The sequence below is a fragment of the Azotobacter armeniacus genome (assembly GCF_054779355.1).
This window is the reverse complement of record NZ_BAAGYK010000156.1, coordinates 135,024-152,205: the sequence shown is the minus strand read 5'-3', so window position 1 is coordinate 152,205 and position 17,182 is coordinate 135,024. Positions and strand designations below refer to the sequence as shown.

Here is a 17,182-nt window from a genome sequence, read left to right as displayed (position 1 = left end):
TCCCCATGAGAATAGCCGAGTGCGGATCAGCGAAATTGTGCCGTGCCGGCCCCGGCCTTGCGGGACGGCGGTTGCAATCGGGGTGCCGTGCCCCCATATGCCGCCTTTCCCGATCCGATCCGGGCGTATATTCCCATGAGTTCTGCTCTGTCCATCCGGCAGCTGACCAAGACCTACGGCAACGGCTTCCAGGCCCTCAGCGGCATCGACCTGGAGGTGGCCGAAGGCGACTTCTTCGCCCTGCTTGGCCCCAATGGGGCCGGCAAGTCCACCACCATTGGCATTCTCTCGACCCTGGTGAACAAGACCAGCGGCAGCGTGCAGGTGTTCGGCCATGACCTCGACCAGGATCCGGCCGGCCTCAAGCGCTGCCTGGGCGTGGTGCCGCAGGAGTTCAACTTCAACCAGTTCGAGAAGACCCTCGATATCGTCGTCACCCAGGCCGGCTACTACGGCATCCCGGCACGCATCGCCAAGGCTCGCGCTGAGCAATACCTGACCCAGCTGGGGCTGTGGGACAAGCGCGACGTGCCCTCGCGGATGCTCTCCGGCGGCATGAAGCGGCGCCTGATGATCGCCCGGGCGCTGGTCCACCAGCCGCGCCTGTTGATCCTCGACGAGCCCACCGCTGGGGTGGACATCGAGCTGCGCCGCTCGATGTGGAGCTTTCTCACCGAACTCAACCGCCAGGGCATCACCATCATTCTGACTACCCACTATCTGGAGGAGGCCGAGCAGCTCTGTCGCCACATCGGCATCATCGACCACGGACGGATCGTCGAGCACACCAGCATGCGCGAGCTGCTGAAGAAGCTGCACGTGGAGACCTTCCTGATCGATCTCAAGGAGCCGCAGCTGGTCGAGCCGTACCTGCCGGGCTATCCGTCGCGGCTGGTGGACGACCATACCCTGGAGGTGCAGGTGGAGAAGAGCCGGGGCATGACCGCACTGTTCTCCCAGTTGGAGCAGCAGGGTGTCGAGGTGCTTAGCCTGCGCAACAAGACCAATCGTCTGGAGGAGCTGTTCGTGTCTCTGGTGGAAAGGAATCTCGACGGGGGGGCGCCATGAGCCTGGAACTGCGCGCCAACCTGGTCGCCCTGCAGACTATCGTCGTCCGCGAGGTGCACCGCTTCCTGCGCATCTGGCCGCAGACCTTATTGCCACCGGCGATCACCATGGTGCTGTACTTCGTGATCTTCGGGAACCTGATCGGTGGGCGCATCGGCGCGATGGGCGGCTTTCCCTACATGGACTACATCGTCCCCGGGCTGATCATGATGGCGGTGATCACCAACTCCTATGGCAACGTGGTGTCGAGCTTCTTCGGCAGCAAGTTCCACCGCTCGGTGGAGGAGCTGATGGTGGCGCCGGTTTCGCCGCACATCATCCTCGTCGGCTATACCTTGGGCGGCGTGCTGCGCGGCTTGGCGGTGGGGCTGATTGTCACCTTGCTGTCGCTGTTCTTCACCAACCTGCAGGTGCACCATCTGGGTCTGATCGTGCTGGTGGTGCTGCTCACCGCGACCATCTTCTCCCTGGGCGGCTTCATCAATGCGGTGTTCGCGCGCAACTTCGACGACATCTCCATCATTCCAACCTTCGTGCTGACGCCCTTGACCTACCTCGGCGGGGTGTTCTACTCGATCGACCTGCTGCCGCCGTTCTGGCAGACGGTGTCGCTGGCCAACCCTATCCTGCACATGGTCAATGCCTTTCGTTATGGCATTCTCGGCGTCTCCGACATCCACATTGGCATCGCCATCGCCTTCATGCTGCTGGCCACCGCGCTGCTATACGTCTACTGCCTGCGTCTGCTGGTGAGCGGGCGCGGCATGCGCCAGTAGGGGCTAGCCGGGAAACTCGAGGATAAAACGCGTCCAGCCCTCGGTCGACTCGCAGCGGATCTCCCCGCCGTGGGCGCGAACGATGGAGCGGGTCAGGGCGAGACCCAGGCCGGCGTGTTCGCTGCTGCCCTCGCGGCGTGCCGGATCGGCCCGGTAGAAGCGGTCGAACAGCCGCGGCAGCTGTCCGGCGGGGATGGCCGGGCCGCTGTTGCCGACTTCGAGGCGCAGGTGGCCCGCAGTGCTCGCCACCTCCAGGCGGATCTCGCCACCGGCCGGGGTGAAGCGCAGGGCGTTGTCCAACAGATTGGACAGCGCTCGCCGCAGCATGCTGCGATCGGCCGCCAGTCGCGCCTCGCCGCGGCGCTCCAGGCGCACCCCGGCGTCCTCGGCGAGCGGCGCGAAGTAGTCGAGCAGGACGTCGATTTCCGCGCCGAGCTCCATGGGCTCGCGGCTCGGCAGCAGCAGACCATGGTCCGCCTTGGCCAGCAACAGCATGTCGGCGACCATCTGCGCCAGCCGCTGCAGCTCCTCCAGGTTCGAGTGCAGGGTTTCGCGGTAGTCCTCCAGGGCGCGCGGCCGGGAGAGGATCACCTGGGTCTGGGTCAGCAGATTGGACAGCGGCGTGCGCAGCTCGTGAGCGATGTCGGCGGAGAAGGCCGAGATGCGCGCGAAGGCATCCTCCAGTCGGGCCAGCATGGCATTGAAGGCCTGGGCCAGCTCGGCCAGTTCGGCGGGCTGGCGATGCTCCTCCAGGCGGGTGGTCAGCGAGCTGGCGGAGATCCCCGCCGCCACCTCGCCCATCCGCCGCAGCGGGCGCAGGTTGCGGCGCACCACCCAGGCACCGAGCAGGGCGGTGGCCAGGGCGGAAAGCCCGACGCCGAGCCAGATCAGCCGCTGCATGCTTTCGAGAAAATGCCGGTGGTGAGCGATGTTCAGGCGCAGGGTCAGCCGCACGCCGTCGGCGCGCCGTGGTTCCAGGGGCGCCTCCAGGCTGCGGTAGGCCTTGGGATCGTGGCGCCTGGGGAGACTGTCGAACCAGCTCCGGCCGTCTCTGCCGGCGATGCGCAGGGCCAGTTCCGGATGCTGGGCCAGCTCTTCCCGCACGGCAGGCAGGCGGCCCGGCAGATCCGCCTCGTCGGTAACGCCGTCGAGCAGGCCGCGCAGCACTGCCAGCTCACCTTCCAGTTGTTGGTGATCGAGCTCGACGAAATGCGCCTCGCTGGCTTGGTTGAAGAAGGCGCCGGCGAGCAGCGAGACGGCCGCGCTGCAGGCGGCGAACAGCAGGCTCAGGCGTGCGCCGAGGGACAGCGGCCTCATGATGCGTCGCGCACCTCGAGGACATAGCCCATGCCGCGCACCGTATGGATCAGCGGCCTGGCGAAGTCGTCGTCGACCTTTGCGCGCAGGCGACGGATGGCCACCTCGACGACGTTGGTCTCGCTGTCGAAGTGCATGCCCCAGACCTCGGCGGCGATCAGCGACTTGGGCAGCACCTCGCCCTGGCGGCGCAGCAGCAGCTCGAGCAGGGCGAATTCCTTGGGTGTCAGCTCGATGCGCCGTTCGCCGCGGCGGACCCGCCGGCGCAACAGGTCGAGCTCCAGGTCGGCGGCCTGCAGGCGGGTCTCCGGCGCCGTGCTCTGGCCACGGCGCAGCAGGGTGCGCACCCGCGCCAGCAGTTCGGCGAAGGCGAAGGGTTTGACCAGATAGTCGTCGGCGCCCAACTCCAGGCCGCGCACCCGATCCGCCACAGCATCGCGGGCAGTGAGAAACAGCACCGGCGTTTCCAGTCCCGTCTGGCGCAGGTCGTGCAGGATCTGCCAGCCGTCGCGGCCGGGCAACATCACGTCGAGGATCAGCAGGTCGTAGTTGCCCTCCAGCGCCAGGCGTTCGCCGCACGTGCCGTCGGCGGCCAGGTCGACGGTGAAGCCGGCCTCGCCGAGGCCCTGCTGCAGGTAGCGGCCGGTCTTGGGTTCGTCTTCGACGATCAGCAGTTTCATCGCTGTGTCCGTAGTAGGAGGGTGCCCTTTATACCGGCTGCGGTCCCACCCGTCCTCCGGCATGAAAGCCGGCCGCGAACCCGATACACTTGCCGCGCTCGTTCACACCATCAGGTTTTTGCATCATGCATCCCGCTGCCGAACACTCTCCGCTGGGCAAGTCCAGCAAATACCTCGACACCTATACGCCATCCCTGCTGTTCCCCATTCCGCGTGCGCCGAAGTGGGCCGAGCTGGGGCTGACGGCAGCGAGCCTGCCGTATCGCGGGGTGGATGTGTGGAACTGCTACGAGCTGTCCTGGCTGCTGCCCTCGGGCAAGCCGGTGGTGGCCATCGGCGAGTTCGTCATTCCCGCCGACTCGCCGAACATCGTCGAGTCGAAGTCCTTCAAGCTCTATCTCAACTCCCTCAACCAGACCGTCTTCGCCGACCACGAGGCGCTGCGCCAGATCCTGGCCGCGGACCTTTCGGCCGCGGCCGGGGCGCCGGTGGCGGTGCGCCTGCGCAGCCTGGCCGAGGTGCAGGAAGAGGGCGTCGCGGCACTCCCCGGGCGGTGCATCGACGCGCTGGATGTGGCCATCGAGCGCTATGGGCAGCCGTCTCCCGAACTGCTGCGTTGCGATCCACCGCACCGAGTGGAGGCCGTGCTACACAGCCATTTGCTCAAGTCCAACTGTCCGGTGACCGGCCAGCCGGACTGGGGCAGTGTGGTGGTGGACTACCGTGGCCCGGCGCTGGACCCCGCCAGCCTGCTGGCCTATCTGGTGAGCTTCCGCCAGCATGCGGATTTCCACGAGCAGTGCGTCGAGCGCATCTTCCTCGACCTTCAACGCCTGCTCGAGCCGGAGCGGCTGACCGTCTACGCACGCTACGTGCGCCGCGGCGGGCTGGACATCAACCCTTACCGTAGCACCGAGTCCATCGTTCCGGATAACCGGCGCCTGGCGCGCCAGTGAAAAGCTCGAAAAAGAGGGCTTGAGGGAGGGGCGATGAGCGGGCGCAATGCCTACTCAATGCTTCCAGAAGCTCGGGGTCAGCAGCAGCAGCACGGTGATGATCTCCAGACGGCCGAGCAGCATGCCGATCGACAGCAGCCACTTGGCGGCGTCCGGCAGGCTGGCGAAGTTACCGGCCGGGCCGATGATCGGGCCGAGGCCGGGGCCGACGTTGCACACTGCGGTGGCGGCGCCGGTCAGGGCGGTGATCAGGTCGAGCCCGATGAAGCTGAGGCCGAGGGCGACCGCGCCGATGGTGACGGTGAAGAAGAACGAGAAGGTGAGGATCGAGCGGACGATCTCCTCGTCCAGGTTGTGGCCGTTGTATTGCTGCTTGAGCACCGCACGGGGGTGGATCAGCTGGCGCATGCTGGCCTTGAGCAGCACGTAGGCGACCTGGAAGCGGAACACTTTGAGTCCGCCGCTGGTCGAGCCCGAGCAGCCGCCGACGAAGGTCAGGTAGAAGAATACCATCACCGCGAAGCCGCCCCACTGGGTGTAGTCGCCGAGGGCGTAGCCGGTGGTGGTGACCACCGACACCACATTCACTGTGACGATGCGCAAGGCGTCCATGAATGCTTGTTCGGAATGCATCCAGAGCCAGAGGCTGAACAGCAGGCAGGTGAGCGTCAGCATCAGCAGGAAGCCGCGTACCTGGTGGTCCCGGAACAGGGCCTGGCTGTTGCCGCGCAGGGTCGAGACGTAGAGGGTGAACGGTAGGGCGCCGAGCAGCATGAGAACGATGGCGACCCAGTGCACGGCCGGGCCGAACTTGCCCAGCGAGGCGTCCGAGGTGGAGTAGCCGCCGGTGGCAATGGAAGTCATCGCGTGGTTGACGGCGTCGAACCAGCCCATCCCGGCCAGGTGGAAGGCCAGGATGCCGAGCAGGGTAAAGCCGACGTAGATGGCGACGATGTATTTGGCCACCATGTGCGAGCGCGGCATCACCTTTTCCGACCAGTCCGAGGATTCTGTCTGGAACAGGCGCATGCCGCCGACGCGCAGCAGCGGCAGGATCGCCACTGCCATGCCGATGAAGCCGATGCCGCCCAGCCACTGCAGCATCGAGCGCCACATCAGCAGGCCCGGCGAGGCGCTGTCCAGCCCGGACAGTACCGTCGAGCCGGTGGTGGTGATGCCGGACATGGTCTCGAAGAAGGCGTCGGTATAGCTGATGTTCTGCAGCAGGTTCAGCGGCAGGGCGGCGAAGACGCAGACCACCAGCCAGCTGGCGGTGGTCAGCAGATACATGTCGCGGGGCCGCAGCTGCACATGCTCCGGACGGCCGGGCAGAATCAGGGCGACGCCGGCGCTGAGGGTGATCATGCTCGCCCAGGTGAAGGATTCGATCTCGTGGGTATGTTCGTAGATCTGCAAGGTCAGCATCGGCAGGATCATGCTGATGGCGAGGGTGATCAGGAAGATGCCGAGAATGAAGCCGATGATGCGCAGAGTCGGCAGAGCCATGGAAAGGTGCCTGGGCTGAGAGTTCAAGGCGGGCCATTCTACCTGCGCCGGTCGCACTGTAAACCGCGGGGGCGCGCCGGGTACTTCACAAGTGCATGGTGGCGAATAGAATAGCGGTGCTTGTCAGGGTCAGGCCGGGCGAAGGGTGTCCATGCGGCTGCTCTCGCCGTTCCCTCGCGCCGCCTGGGCGCCGGCCCGTGCCGGTTTCTCGTTCAGTTCCCAATCATGTCCAATCTGAATCCTTGTTTGACGTGCGGTGCCTGCTGCGCGCATTTTCGTGTGTCCTTCTTCTGGGGCGAGTGCCGCTCCGCCGGCGGGCTCGTCCCGGACGATCTGGTGGTGCCGGTCGGCCCGCATCGGGTGGCGATGTGCGGCACAGAAAGCAGGCCGGTGCGCTGCATCGGCCTGCTCGGCGAAGTCGGCGGTGCGGTGCGCTGTACCCTCTACGAGCAGCGCTCCAGTACCTGCCGGGAGTTCGAGGCTGCCTGGAGCAACGGCCTGGCCAATCCCCACTGCGACACGGCCCGCGCCGCCTATGGCCTGCCGCCGCTGACGCCGCCGCTGCAGCCGGATCTGGCCCCGGAGCGGGTGGCCTGAGCGCGGCGAAGCCTGACGGCTCGGCATAGAATCAGCCCATATCACTGCCAAGGAGGTGCCCATGGAGGCTCTCGATGCCCTGCTCAACCGCGTTTCCGTCGCTCGCCTGCATGACCCGGCGCCGAGCGCCGAGCAGCGGGAGCGCCTGTTCGCCGCCGCCCTGCGCGCGCCGGACCATGCCCAGTTGCGTCCCTGGCGCTTTCTGACCGTGGAGGGCGAGGGCCGGGAGCGCCTCGGCGAGCTGTTCGCCAGCGCCATCGCCACCGGCCAGCCGGAGGCTCGCGAGGAAGTCCTGCAGAAGGCGCGCAGCGCGCCGCTGCGTGCGCCCCTGCTGGTGGTGGTGATCGCCAGCCTGAAGAAGCACCCTCGGGTGCCGGATGTGGAGCAACTGCTCAGTGCCGGCTGTGCCGCCCATGCCCTGTTGCTGGCCGCCCATGCCCAGGGACTCGGGGCGATGTGGCGGACTGGCGATGCGGCCTACGATCCGTTGGTGGCGGCCGGCCTGGGACTGGCCGGCAATGAGCGGATCGTCGGCTTTCTCTACCTGGGGACGCCGGAAGGCGAGTTGCGGGTGCCGCATCGGTTGATGACGGCCAATTTCGTCAGTGCCTGGCCAGCCTGAGCCGGTGGCTCACTGGGGCGCTGCCAACGGCAGGTCGAGGCTGGCAACGAAGCCGCCGTCCGGATGATTGGCGAGGATCAGCCGGCCGTTATGGCATTCCGCGGCGCGTCGGGCGATGGCCAGGCCCAATCCGTGACCGGCCGAGCTCTGTCCGGGAGCGCGGTAGAAGGGCTCGCCCAGGCGGGCCAGATGTTCCTCCGCCACTCCAGGGCCATGATCATGCACGCTGAGCAGCAGGCGTTCGGCGCGGCGTTCGGCGCGGATTTCCACCGGCCGGTCCGCCGGGCTGAAGCGCAGGGCATTGCGCAGCAGGTTGTCCAGCGCCCGTTCGAGCATGTCCGGCCAACCTGAAAGCTCGAGCCCAGGGGGCAGTTCGCTGCGGATTTCCCGATCTGGAGCACTGAGGGCATAGTCGTTGCACAGGCGTGCGACCAGTTCGGCCAGGTCGATCGGGCGGGCTGCACCGGGGTCGGCATCGAGGCGCGCCAGGGTGAGGATCTCGCCGATCAGCGCCTCCAGGCGGTCGCATTCCAGGGTCAGGCGCGGCCACAGGCGAGCGCGCTCTTCCGCTTCGGCGCGTTCGGCCAGGGCCAGGGCGATGCGCAGCCGCGCCAGCGGCGAGCGCAGTTCGTGGGAGACGTCGCGCAGCAGCTGGCGCTGGCTGCCGATCAGGCTCTGCAAGCGCGCGCCCATGCGGTTGAAGTCGCGGGCCAGCACGCCCAGTTCGTCACCCCGGTTGGACAGGCGCGCCAGGCTGTTCTGCTGGTAGCTGGTCTGCCCGAGGTCATGCACGGCACGGCGCAGGCGGTTCAGCGGGCGGGTGATCGAGACGGTCAGCAGCAGGCTGAGCAGGGTCAGCACCACCAGGGCGATGAGCAGGGCGCTGAGTGGCCAGAGCAGACTGTCGTGGCGCCAGGCCTGCAGCTCCTCGTGGGGAATCCGGTAGATGAAGAGGTAGGTCTGCCCGCTCTTCGGACTGGTGTATTCCTGGCTCAGCTGGCGCCAGGGAAAGCGCGGCAGAGGCGGGCGGTTGCCGAGCTCGTGGGGCGGTGGCGGCGGTCGATGACGCCGGGTGAGGTCGCGGCTGGAGAGGTGGCGTCCGGTCTCGTCCAGCACCTGGACGAAGACGCGATACTGGTTGCGGTTCTCGTCCAGCAGGGGCTGTGCGGCCAGCGCCCCCTGTGCCTCGTAGCGTTCCGTCCAGCGGGTGGCGAGGTCCTGCATGCCGGGGTGGCGGGCAATGATCCAGGCATCGTTGTTCAGTGCTCGGCCGAGCAGCAGGGACAGACCGGCGACCAGCACCAGGGCCAGCCAGAATGCCGCGAGGACTCGCCAGAAGAGTGAGCGCATAGGGAACTCGGTGTTGCAGGCAGGAAAACCGAACCGCCCGGTGGGCGGTTCGGCGGGGAAGGGCTCAGTTCTGCTTGCCTTCCTTCTCGGCCTTCCATTTGCGGAATTCTTCCCATTCGGCGCGGCGTTTTTCCTGCTCGGCCTTGCGCTCGTCGAAGGCCTTCAGCTGCTCTGGAGTCAGCTGGGCGCGGAAGGCCTTGTCGGCCTTTTCACGACTGGCCTGCAGCTCTTTCTGCATGGCTTCCTTGTCGGCCTCGGACAGCTTGTCCAGGTAGCGTTGGGTGATCTCGCGCTTCTCCTTGGCGGTTTCCTGATATGCCTTGTGCGCCGCCTTGCGCTGCTCGGCGTTCAGGGTGATCCCGTGCATGGGGCCCATTGTTCCGGGCATGCCGTCCCGTCCCTGATAGTAATAGCCGGGGCCCATGCCGTATCCGGGGTGGCCCGGCTCTGCGGCAATTGCGGCGACGGGCAGGGCGGCGGCGAGCAGCAGTATGGAAAGAGTCTTGCGCATGGTGTGTTTCCTCATTGCGGAATCGGCTGTGTGCCGGGTGAGTTCAGTCTAGGAAATGCACGGTCAGGTGGGGTCAGGCGAGGGTAAAGGCTGGGTAAATATGCCTTCAGGCGCTGTAGTAGTAGCCGCGGCTGCGCAGGGCGACGATGCGTGGACTGCCGTCCGGGTGCGGTCCGAGCTTCTTGCGCAGGTTGCTGACGTGCATGTCCAGACTGCGGTCGTAGAGGGTCAGTTTGCGGCCGAGGGCCAGTTGCGCCAGGGTCTGCTTGTCCACCGGCTCGCCCGGCTGGCGCAGCAGGGCTTCGAGCAGACGGCTCTCGGAGACGGTGAGGGCGATCTCGTGGCTGCCGATGTCGACCACTCCGCGCGCTGTGCTGAAGCACAGGTCGCCCAGCTCCAGCTGGCTGGAGGCCGCCGGCGGCTGGCTGCGGCGCAGCACGGCGCGCAGGCGGGCAGTCAGTTCGCGCGGATCGCAGGGTTTGGCCAGATAGTCGTCGGCGCCGAGTTCCAGGCCGAGGATACGGTCCAGCGGCTCGCCGCGGGCGGAGAGCATCAGCACCGGCAAGCCGGGATAGTCGCCGCGCAGCTGCTTGAGCAGCTCGAGACCGGAGCCGTCGGGCAGCATCACGTCCAGTACCACGACATCCGGGGTCTTTTCGGTGAGGGCGATGCGGGCGCCGTGGCCGTCGTGGCAGGCGCGCACCTGGAAGCCTTCCTGGCTTAGCCAACTGGTGAGCAGCTCGCACAGCTCATGGTCGTCGTCGATCAGCAGCAGTTCGCTCATGGCGGCGCAGAAAGTCAGGGCAGGGCTTTGTTGAAGGGCTTGACCCTGACCTCGGCATACACGCCGGCGGCGCAGTAGGGGTCGGCCTCGGCCCAGCTACGGGCGGCGGCCAGGGATTCGAACTCGGCGACTACCAGGCTGCCGCTGAAGCCGGCCGGGCCGGGGTCAGGGCTGTCCACGGCCGGATGCGGGCCGGCCAGCACCAGGCGGCCTTCCTGCTTCAGCTGCTGCAGGCGGGCGAGGTGGGCAGGGCGGGTGGCCAGGCGCTTGTCCAGGGAGTTTTCCGTGTCGGTGGCGATGATGGCGTAGAGCATGTCAGTCCTTGGGCTTGGCGGAGGAGGGGCCGGTGGCGTGTTCTTGCATGTGGCGGGCGAGGAAGACCCCCTGGCCGACCAGGAACAGGACGGTCATGCCCAGGCTGCCGAACACTTTGAAGTCGACCCAGAATTCGTGGAAGGTGAAGGCGACGAACAGGTTGGCGCAGCCGCTGAACACGAAAAACGCCACCCAGGCGAGGTTCAGGCGCGTCCACAACGGCGCCGGCAGGCTGACCGCGTGACCCATGATGCGCTGGATCAGCGGGCGGTCGCCGATGAAGTGGCTGGCGGCGAAGCCCAGGGCGAACAGCCAGTTGACCACCGGCGCTTTCCACTTGAGGAAGGTCTCGCTGTGGAAGGTCAGGGTCATGCCGCCGAACACCAGGCAGGCGAGCAGGGTGATCCACTGGCCCTTTTCCAGCCGGCGCTGGATCAGGAACAGGACGCCGTAGACCAGCAGCGAGGCGAGGATCAGGACCGCGGTGGCGCTGAAGATGCCGCCGAAAGTGAAACTCTGGCCGGCCAGTTCGACGGCGCGTGGTTCCAGCTTGTAGACGATGAAAAAGAGAATCAGCGGAATGAAATCGATGAATTGTTTCACTGTGGCAGCCAGAAGCGGGATGTGACGGCATAATAACAAACCTCGACAGCCGCGAAAGCCAGCGCCATGAAGGTCGATCTGCACTGCCACAGTACCGCTTCCGACGGTGCGTTGAGCCCCGCCGAGGTGGTTCGCCGCGCCTACGGACGTGGCGTCCAGTTGCTGGCGCTGACCGACCACGACACCCTGGACGGGCTCCCCGAGGCTCAGGCCGCCGCCGCCGGGCTGGACATCGAGCTGATCAACGGCATCGAGCTTTCCGCCCAGTGGGGTGGGGCGACCGTGCATGTGCTCGGCTACGCCTTCGCCAGCGATGCGCCGGCGCTGCGCCAGGCCCTCGCCGGGCTGCACGAGGGGCGCTGGCAGCGGGCCGGGGAGATTGCCCGGCGGCTGGCCATCAAGGGCATGGGCGGTGCCCTGGAGGGCGCCCGGGCGGTGCAGCGCGAACTGGGTGACAGTGGCAACGCGCCGGCGCGCCCGCACTTCGCCGAGTTCCTGGTCCGTGCCGGGCACGCCCGGGACCGTGCGGAAGCCTTCCGCAAGTGGCTGGGGGCGGGCAAGCTGGGCGACGTCAGACAGCATTGGCCGAGCCTCGAGCAGTCGGTCGCCACCCTGCGTGCGGCCGGTGCCTGGATCAGCCTGGCGCATCCCTGGCAATACGACTTCACCCGCAGCAAACGGCGCCGCCTGGTCGGAGATTTCATCCATGCCGGCGGCCATGCGCTGGAGGTCAGCAACGGCCTGCAGCCGGCCGAGCAGGTCGGCGGTCTGGCCATTCTGGTTCGCGAGTTCGGCCTGCTGGCCAGCGCCGGCAGTGATTTCCATGCCCCTGATGCGTGGTCCGAGCTGGGTCTGTACCGCCCGCTGCCGGACGACCTGCCGCCTCTCTGGACGCGTTTCGCCCATGTCCGCCACTGCGCCGTCCTCTGAACAGGGAACTCATGTGAGTCAGTACTTCCAGATCCATCCGGAAAACCCCCAATTGCGCCTGATCCGCCAGGCCGTGGAGATCGTCCGTGGCGGCGGAGTGATCGTCTATCCCACCGACGCCTCCTACGCGCTCGGTTGCCAGCTCGGCAGCAAGGCTGGACTGGAGCGCATCCGCCGCCTGCGCCAGCTGGACGACCGGCACAATTTCACCCTGGTGTGCAGCGACCTCTCCCAACTGAGCCTGTTCGCCCGGGTCGACACCGGAGCCTTCCGCCTGCTCAAGACTTGGACCCCGGGCCCCTACACCTTCATCCTCAACGCCAGCCGCGAGGTGCCACGCATCATGCTGCATCCCAAGCGGCGCACCGTCGGCCTGCGCATCCCGGCCAATCGCATCGCCCAGGCCCTGCTGGCAGAGCTTGGCGAGCCGCTGATGAGCTCCAGCCTGATCCTGCCCGGCGAGACGCTGCCGATGAGCGAGCCCGAGGAGATGCGCCGGGGCCTCGAACACCAGGTCGATCTGGTCATCGACGGCGGTGCCGGCGCCCTGGAGGCCTCCACCGTGGTCAGCCTGCTCGACGGCGAGCCCGAAGTGCTGCGCATCGGCTGCGGCGACCCGGCACCCTTCGCCGGCGAAGCCTGAGTCTTGCGTCGCCCAGTGCAGGCCGGCGCCGCGCCTGCCGACGAGTCCATGCCGGACGAAGGATCCGCCGCCTCCGGAGCCGGCGAGCGCCAGGAGCCATCCTTCGCGCTGGTCTACGGGCAGGCGCTGACCGAGCTGCCGCAGGACCTGTACATCCCGCCGGACGCCCTGGAGGTGTTCCTCGAGGCCTTCGAGGGGCCGCTCGACCTGCTGCTCTACCTGATCCGCCGGCAGAACATCGACATCCTCGACATTCCGGTGGCCGAGATCACCCGCCAGTACATGGGCTACGTCGAGCTGATGAAGGTCGCGCGCCTGGAGCTGGCCGCCGAATACCTGGTGATGGCCGCCATGCTCGCCGAGATCAAGTCGCGCATGCTGCTGCCGCGTTCGGCGGAGGCCGAGGAGGAAGAGGAGGACCCGCGCGCCGAGCTGATCCGCCGCCTGCAGGAATACGAGCGCTACAAGAGCGCTGCCGAGGAACTCGACGGCCTGCCGAGGGTCGGTCGTGAACTGCACCTGGCGCAGCTGGAGGCGCCACAGGCGCGGGTGCGCCGCCTGCTGCCGACGGTCGGCCTGGACGAGCTGCTGCTGGCCATGGCCGAGGTACTGCGCCGCGCCGACCTGTTCGAAAGTCATCAGGTCAGCCGTGAGACGCTGTCCACCCGCGAGCGCATGAGCGAGGTGTTGGAGCGCCTGCGGGACGGTAGCTTCGTGCCCTTCGTGCAGCTGTTCCGGGCCGAGGAGGGGCGCCTGGGGGTGGTGGTGACCTTCATGGCAGTGCTCGAGCTGATCAAGGAGTCTCTGGTCGAGCTGGTGCAGACCGAACCCTTCGCGCCCATCCATGTGCGCATCCGTACGGACGAGCCTTCGGGAGAAATGGGATGAACCTGAACGATCCGGCCGGACTGGCGGTGTTGCTCGAGGCCTATCTGCTCGCCGCCGGCCGGCCGCTGTCGCTGGAGCGCCTCGGCGAGCTGTTCGGGGAGGCCGAGCGGCCTGAGCCGGCCCGCCTGCGCGACGCCCTGGCGATCCTCGCACACTCTTGCCAGGGCCGCGCCTTCGAGCTGAAGGAAGTGGCTTCCGGCTATCGCCTGCAGGTGCGCGAGTGCTTCGCACCCTGGGTCGGGCGTCTCTGGGAGGAGCGCCCGCAGCGCTACTCTCGGGCCCTGCTGGAAACCCTGGCGCTGATCGCCTACCGCCAGCCGATCAGCCGCGGCGAGATCGAGGAGGTGCGCGGCGTGGCGGTGAGCAGCAACATCGTCAAGACCTTGCAGGAGCGCGAGTGGATACGGGTGGTCGGCCATCGCGAGGTACCGGGCCGGCCGGCGCTGTTCGCCACCACCCGCGCCTTTCTCGACCATTTCAACCTGAAGAGCCTCGACGAGCTGCCGCCTTTGGCGGTCCTGCGCAGCCTGGAGCCCGCGTCGGGCACCACGGACGACGGGGAACTGCCGCCGGCCGGCCTGCAGGTGCGCGCCGAACTCGCCGAGCCGGCCGAGCAGACCAGCTTCCGCAGCTTGCTGGCAGAGCTGGACTCCATGGAACAGGGGCTCAAGACCGACTTCGATGATCTGCCGGAGGCGGACGTCCCGGGCGATACCGGCATGGAGCGCACTGCGGACGACTCCTGAGCGGGGCGGCGGCGAAAACCGCCTGCGGCTTGTCCATTTCCCGGCGCTGGGCCTAAATGAATACTGACCAGCCAGTGGGAGTCCGCGATGCATCCCCAAGTTCTCGAAGTTACCCGGCGGCTGACCGAGCGCAGCCGCGCCACCCGCGAGCGCTATCTCGAGCAGATGCGCCGCGCCGCCGCCGAGGGGCCGTCGCGCGCCCGGCTGCCCTGCGCCAACTTCGCCCATGGCGTGGCCGGCTGCGGCGAGGACGACAAGCAGCGCCTGCGCCTGCCCAACCATGTCGACGTAGCCATCGTCTCGGCCTACAACGACATGCTCTCGGCCCATCAGCCCTATCAGCATTTTCCGCCGATCATCAAGTCCGCCCTGCAGGAGATCGGCGCGGTCGGCCAGTTCGCCGGCGGGGTGCCGGCGATGTGCGACGGTGTCACCCAGGGCGAGGCGGGCATGGAGCTGAGCCTGGCCAGCCGCGAGGTGATCGCCATGGCCACCGCGGTGGCGCTGTCCCACAACCTGTTCGACGCGGCGCTGTGCCTGGGGATCTGCGACAAGATCGTCCCTGGCCTTCTGATCGGCGCGCTGCGCTTCGGCCATCTGCCCTTCGTCTTCGTGCCCGGCGGGCCGATGCCCTCGGGCATCTCCAACAAGGAGAAGGCTGAAACCCGCCAGCGCTACGCCGAAGGCAAGGCCAGCCGCGCGGAGCTGCTCGACTCGGAGATGAAGTCCTACCACAGCCCCGGAACCTGCACCTTCTACGGCACCGCCAACACCAACCAGGTGCTGATGGATGTGATCGGCCTGCACCTGCCGGGCGCCGCCTTCGTCAATCCCTACACGCCACTGCGCGACGCGCTGACCCGCGAGGCAGCCCGGCAGGTGACGCGCCTGACCAAACAGGCCGGCGACTACCTGCCGCTCTGCGAGATCTTCGACGAGAAGGCGGTGATCAACGCGGTGGTGGCATTGCTCGCCACCGGTGGCTCGACCAACCACAGCCTGCACCTGCCGGCCATGGCCCAGGCCGCCGGCATCCGCCTGACCTGGCAGGACATGGCCGACCTGTCCGAAGTGGTGCCGCTGATCGCCAAGGTCTATCCCAACGGCCAGGCCGACGTGAACCACTTCCACGCGGCCGGCGGCACGCCCTTCCTGATCCGCGAGCTGCTCGGCGCCGGGCTTCTGCACGAGGACGTCAACACCGTGCTGGGCCGCGGGCTGGGCCGCTACAGCCAGGAGCCGTTTCTCGAGGAGGACCAACTGGTCTGGCGCGAAGGCCCGCGGCAGAGCCTCGACGAAGGAATCCTGCGGCCGGCGGTCCGGCCATTCTCCGCCGAAGGCGGCCTGCGCGTGCTGCAGGGCAACCTCGGCTGCGGGGTGATCAAGGTTTCCGCGGTGGCGCCGGAGCACCGGGTGGTCGAGGCGCCGGCACGGGTCTTCGCCAGCCAGGCCGAGCTGGCCGCGGCCTTCCAGGCCGGCGAGCTGGAGCGCGACCTGGTGGCGGTGGTGCGCTTTCAGGGGCCGAAGGCCAACGGCATGCCCGAATTGCACAAGCTCACTCCCTACCTGGGGCTGCTGCAGGATCGCGGCTACCACGTCGCGCTGGTCACCGACGGGCGCATGTCCGGGGCGTCCGGCAAGATCCCTGCGGCGATTCACGTTTGTCCCGAGGCGCAGGAGGGCGGGCCGCTGGCCCGGCTGCGCGACGGCGATCCGATCCGCGTGGACGGCGAGAGCGGCGAGCTGAACGTGCTGCTGCCGGCGGCGGAGTGGGCGGCGCGGGAGGCGGTCGCGCCGCCGGCCGATGCCGGCGTGGGCTGCGGCCGCGAGCTGTTCGCCTTCATGCGCGCAGCCTTCAGTCCGGCCGAGGAGGGGGCCTGCGTGTTCTCCGAGCATCTCGGGGCACTTAAATGAAACTGGCCCTGATCGGCGACATCGGCGGTACCCAGGTGCGCTTCGCCCTCTGGCGGGATGGCCGGCCGGAAGCGCTGCGGGTGCTGGTCACGGGTGACTATCCTGGTCCGGAGGAGGCGATCCGCGCCTATCTCGCCGAACTGGACCTGCCGCTGGCGGCGCTGGAAGCGGCCTGCCTGGCCTGCGCCGGGCCGGTGCATGGCGATCTTTTCCGTCTCACCAACAACCATTGGCAGTTTGGCCGCCTGGCGCTCACCCATGCGCTGGGCCTGCGCCGGCTGCTGGTGATCAACGATTTCGCCGCCATGGCCCTCGGCATGACCCGCCTGGCCGACCACGAGCGGCTGATCATCCGGCCTGGGCGGGCCGTCTCCGGCAGTCCCCGGCTGGTGCTGGGGCCGGGCACCGGACTCGGCGTCAGCGCCCTGCTGCCGGACGGCGTGGGGAGTTGGCGGATCCTGCCGGGCGAGGGGGGGCATGTCGACCTGCCGCTCGGCAATGCGCGCGAGGTGGCCCTGTGGCAGCTGCTGCAGCGCGAACTCGGCCACGTCTGCGCGGAAAGTGTACTCAGCGGCGGCGGCTTGCTGCGGCTGTACCGCGCGAGCTGCGCCCTCGACGGACAGGCGCCGCAGTTCGCCTCGGCCGCCGCGGTGAGCGCCGCAGCGCTGGTCGGCGATGCCGGCGCGGCGGCGGTGCTGGAGCAGTTCTGCTGCTGGCTGGGGCGGGTCGCCGGCAACCACGTGCTGACCCTGGGTGCGCGCGGCGGGGTCTATCTGGCCGGCGGCATCCTGCCGCATTTCGCCGACTTCCTGCAGAGCAGCGGCTTCGCCCGCTGCTTCGTCGACAAGGGGGTGATGAGCGACTACCTGGAGGACATCCCGGTGTGGCTGGCAACGGCCGAGCAGCCTGGCCTGCTGGGCGCCGGGCTGGCCCTGCAGGCGTGCTCGGAGCGCTCGCCCGAATGAAGCGCCGCGCT

Annotated in this window: 19 protein-coding genes; 11 read left to right on the top strand and 8 right to left on the bottom strand. The window is 67.9% G+C overall.

All coding sequences use genetic code 11. The features are described from left to right. Positions 1-135 precede the first annotated feature (135 nt). Positions 136-1,068, top strand: a complete 933-nt coding sequence (locus ACYVD0_RS21365) for an ABC transporter ATP-binding protein (protein WP_460428667.1) — start codon at positions 136-138, stop codon at positions 1,066-1,068. Then, positions 1,065-1,844, top strand: coding sequence for an ABC transporter permease (locus ACYVD0_RS21360; protein ID WP_460428666.1), 780 nt, complete (start codon positions 1,065-1,067; stop codon positions 1,842-1,844). The genes ACYVD0_RS21365 and ACYVD0_RS21360 overlap by 4 nt, the downstream gene beginning before the upstream one ends. 3 nt (positions 1,845-1,847) lie before the next feature. Here ACYVD0_RS21360 and ACYVD0_RS21355 read toward each other — a convergent pair whose 3' ends face one another. Then, positions 1,848-3,161 (bottom strand): sensor histidine kinase, encoded by a 1,314-nt coding sequence (locus ACYVD0_RS21355; protein ID WP_460428665.1) that lies wholly within the window; start codon positions 3,159-3,161, stop codon positions 1,848-1,850. Further along, positions 3,158-3,841, bottom strand: coding sequence for a response regulator transcription factor (locus ACYVD0_RS21350; protein WP_460428664.1), 684 nt, complete (start codon positions 3,839-3,841; stop codon positions 3,158-3,160). Before ACYVD0_RS21350 ends, ACYVD0_RS21355 begins: the two co-directional genes overlap by 4 nt. A 122-nt stretch (positions 3,842-3,963) precedes the next feature. Between ACYVD0_RS21350 and queF the strand changes: the two genes are divergently transcribed. Continuing rightward, a complete protein-coding gene (queF, locus tag ACYVD0_RS21345; protein ID WP_460428692.1) occupies positions 3,964-4,797 on the top strand; it encodes an NADPH-dependent 7-cyano-7-deazaguanine reductase QueF in 834 nt (277 codons plus the stop codon). Between the two features lie 54 nt (positions 4,798-4,851). Here queF and ACYVD0_RS21340 read toward each other — a convergent pair whose 3' ends face one another. Further along, positions 4,852-6,303: a TrkH family potassium uptake protein gene (locus tag ACYVD0_RS21340; RefSeq protein ID WP_460428663.1), complete on the bottom strand. Its 1,452-nt coding sequence runs from the start codon at positions 6,301-6,303 to the stop codon at positions 4,852-4,854. A gap of 225 nt (positions 6,304-6,528) precedes the next feature. Here ACYVD0_RS21340 and ACYVD0_RS21335 point away from each other — a divergent pair, with 225 nt between their 5' ends. Both ACYVD0_RS21335 and ACYVD0_RS21330 read left to right on the top strand, forming a co-directional pair. Next, entirely contained in the window at positions 6,529-6,900 is a 372-nt protein-coding gene (locus tag ACYVD0_RS21335) for a YkgJ family cysteine cluster protein (protein WP_460428662.1), read from the top strand. A gap of 61 nt (positions 6,901-6,961) precedes the next feature. Further along, a complete protein-coding gene (locus tag ACYVD0_RS21330) occupies positions 6,962-7,522 on the top strand; it encodes a nitroreductase family protein (protein ID WP_460428661.1) in 561 nt (186 codons plus the stop codon). A gap of 9 nt (positions 7,523-7,531) precedes the next feature. Here ACYVD0_RS21330 and ACYVD0_RS21325 read toward each other — a convergent pair whose 3' ends face one another. The 5 genes from ACYVD0_RS21325 to ACYVD0_RS21305 form a co-directional block, all read right to left on the bottom strand. Continuing rightward, positions 7,532-8,872, bottom strand: a complete 1,341-nt coding sequence (locus ACYVD0_RS21325; RefSeq protein ID WP_460428660.1) for a sensor histidine kinase — start codon at positions 8,870-8,872, stop codon at positions 7,532-7,534. Positions 8,873-8,936: 64 nt separating this feature from the next. Further along, positions 8,937-9,383, bottom strand: coding sequence for a hypothetical protein (locus ACYVD0_RS21320; protein ID WP_460428659.1), 447 nt, complete (start codon positions 9,381-9,383; stop codon positions 8,937-8,939). A 106-nt stretch (positions 9,384-9,489) separates the two neighbouring features. Continuing rightward, positions 9,490-10,167, bottom strand: a complete 678-nt coding sequence (locus tag ACYVD0_RS21315) for a response regulator transcription factor (RefSeq protein ID WP_460428658.1) — start codon at positions 10,165-10,167, stop codon at positions 9,490-9,492. 14 nt (positions 10,168-10,181) lie between these two features. Next, a complete protein-coding gene (locus ACYVD0_RS21310) occupies positions 10,182-10,481 on the bottom strand; it encodes a YciI family protein (RefSeq protein WP_460428657.1) in 300 nt (99 codons plus the stop codon). Position 10,482: 1 nt separating this feature from the next. Further along, positions 10,483-11,085: an inner membrane-spanning protein YciB gene (locus tag ACYVD0_RS21305; RefSeq protein ID WP_460428656.1), complete on the bottom strand. Its 603-nt coding sequence runs from the start codon at positions 11,083-11,085 to the stop codon at positions 10,483-10,485. Positions 11,086-11,151: 66 nt separating this feature from the next. Between ACYVD0_RS21305 and ACYVD0_RS21300 the strand changes: the two genes are divergently transcribed. The 6 genes from ACYVD0_RS21300 to ACYVD0_RS21275 all read left to right on the top strand — a co-directional run bounded on the left by ACYVD0_RS21300 (position 11,152) and on the right by ACYVD0_RS21275 (position 17,171). Beyond that, positions 11,152-12,015 (top strand): PHP domain-containing protein, encoded by an 864-nt coding sequence (locus tag ACYVD0_RS21300; RefSeq protein WP_460428655.1) that lies wholly within the window; start codon positions 11,152-11,154, stop codon positions 12,013-12,015. A gap of 13 nt (positions 12,016-12,028) precedes the next feature. Beyond that, complete coding sequence (locus tag ACYVD0_RS21295; RefSeq protein ID WP_460428654.1) at positions 12,029-12,658, top strand: L-threonylcarbamoyladenylate synthase; 630 nt, start codon at positions 12,029-12,031, stop codon at positions 12,656-12,658. A gap of 48 nt (positions 12,659-12,706) precedes the next feature. Further along, a complete protein-coding gene (locus tag ACYVD0_RS21290; RefSeq protein WP_460428691.1) occupies positions 12,707-13,546 on the top strand; it encodes a segregation and condensation protein A in 840 nt (279 codons plus the stop codon). Then, positions 13,543-14,292 carry an SMC-Scp complex subunit ScpB gene (scpB, locus tag ACYVD0_RS21285; protein WP_460428653.1) on the top strand — a complete coding sequence of 250 codons (750 nt, stop codon included), beginning with the start codon at positions 13,543-13,545 and terminating at the stop codon, positions 14,290-14,292. The genes ACYVD0_RS21290 and scpB overlap by 4 nt, the downstream gene beginning before the upstream one ends. Positions 14,293-14,379: 87 nt before the next feature. Continuing rightward, a complete protein-coding gene (edd, locus tag ACYVD0_RS21280; RefSeq protein WP_460428652.1) occupies positions 14,380-16,206 on the top strand; it encodes an IlvD/Edd family dehydratase in 1,827 nt (608 codons plus the stop codon). Beyond that, a complete protein-coding gene (locus tag ACYVD0_RS21275) occupies positions 16,203-17,171 on the top strand; it encodes a glucokinase (protein ID WP_460428651.1) in 969 nt (322 codons plus the stop codon). Before edd ends, ACYVD0_RS21275 begins: the two co-directional genes overlap by 4 nt. Positions 17,172-17,182 lie beyond the last annotated feature (11 nt).

Coding starts and splice junctions, on each gene's coding strand:
- ACYVD0_RS21365 (WP_460428667.1), top strand. CDS start 136: ATGAGTTCTGCTCTGTCCATCCGGCAGCTGACCAAGACCTACGGCAAC.
- ACYVD0_RS21360 (WP_460428666.1), top strand. CDS start 1,065: ATGAGCCTGGAACTGCGCGCCAACCTGGTCGCCCTGCAGACTATCGTC.
- ACYVD0_RS21355 (WP_460428665.1), bottom strand. CDS start 3,161: ATGAGGCCGCTGTCCCTCGGCGCACGCCTGAGCCTGCTGTTCGCCGCC.
- ACYVD0_RS21350 (WP_460428664.1), bottom strand. CDS start 3,841: ATGAAACTGCTGATCGTCGAAGACGAACCCAAGACCGGCCGCTACCTG.
- ACYVD0_RS21340 (WP_460428663.1), bottom strand. CDS start 6,303: ATGGCTCTGCCGACTCTGCGCATCATCGGCTTCATTCTCGGCATCTTC.
- ACYVD0_RS21335 (WP_460428662.1), top strand. CDS start 6,529: ATGTCCAATCTGAATCCTTGTTTGACGTGCGGTGCCTGCTGCGCGCAT.
- ACYVD0_RS21330 (WP_460428661.1), top strand. CDS start 6,962: ATGGAGGCTCTCGATGCCCTGCTCAACCGCGTTTCCGTCGCTCGCCTG.
- ACYVD0_RS21325 (WP_460428660.1), bottom strand. CDS start 8,872: ATGCGCTCACTCTTCTGGCGAGTCCTCGCGGCATTCTGGCTGGCCCTG.
- ACYVD0_RS21320 (WP_460428659.1), bottom strand. CDS start 9,383: ATGCGCAAGACTCTTTCCATACTGCTGCTCGCCGCCGCCCTGCCCGTC.
- ACYVD0_RS21315 (WP_460428658.1), bottom strand. CDS start 10,167: ATGAGCGAACTGCTGCTGATCGACGACGACCATGAGCTGTGCGAGCTG.
- ACYVD0_RS21310 (WP_460428657.1), bottom strand. CDS start 10,481: ATGCTCTACGCCATCATCGCCACCGACACGGAAAACTCCCTGGACAAG.
- ACYVD0_RS21300 (WP_460428655.1), top strand. CDS start 11,152: ATGAAGGTCGATCTGCACTGCCACAGTACCGCTTCCGACGGTGCGTTG.
- ACYVD0_RS21290 (WP_460428691.1), top strand. CDS start 12,707: ATGCCGGACGAAGGATCCGCCGCCTCCGGAGCCGGCGAGCGCCAGGAG.
- scpB (WP_460428653.1), top strand. CDS start 13,543: ATGAACCTGAACGATCCGGCCGGACTGGCGGTGTTGCTCGAGGCCTAT.
- edd (WP_460428652.1), top strand. CDS start 14,380: ATGCATCCCCAAGTTCTCGAAGTTACCCGGCGGCTGACCGAGCGCAGC.
- ACYVD0_RS21275 (WP_460428651.1), top strand. CDS start 16,203: ATGAAACTGGCCCTGATCGGCGACATCGGCGGTACCCAGGTGCGCTTC.